The sequence below is a fragment of the Corynebacterium sp. HMSC036D03 genome (assembly GCF_001836185.1).
Taxonomy (GTDB): domain Bacteria; phylum Actinomycetota; class Actinomycetes; order Mycobacteriales; family Mycobacteriaceae; genus Corynebacterium; species Corynebacterium simulans.
The window spans coordinates 1-264 of the sequence record NZ_KV827728.1 but is presented as its reverse complement, the minus strand read 5'-3'; the positions used below and the strand labels follow the sequence as shown (position 1 = coordinate 264).

The following is a 264-nucleotide window of genomic DNA, read 5'->3' as shown; positions in this document are numbered from 1 at the left end:
GTGACTCCTATGACAATGCTTTGGCTGAAAACGTTAACGGCTCCTACAAGAACGAGCTGATCCATACCCGCAGGTGGGATGACGTTATCGAGGTAGAAATCGCGACGTTCGAGTGGGTGTCATGGTGGAACGAGACAAGGCTCCACCAAAGCTTGGGATACCGAACCCCGGTCGAGGTGGAAACCGAATTTTGGAAGCAGAACTCACCCCAAGCAATAATAGAAATCAAGGCAAATGCCTAGGAACAAAACTCGGGGCACTTCA

General features: G+C 50.4%; 1 protein-coding gene. It reads left to right on the top strand.

The genetic code is table 11. The annotated features are described in order from the left end of the window. Positions 1-242: integrase core domain-containing protein (locus HMPREF2692_RS03215; protein ID WP_141761299.1), on the top strand; the 242-nt coding region annotated here is incomplete at its 5' end. Positions 243-264: the final 22 nt, after the last annotated feature.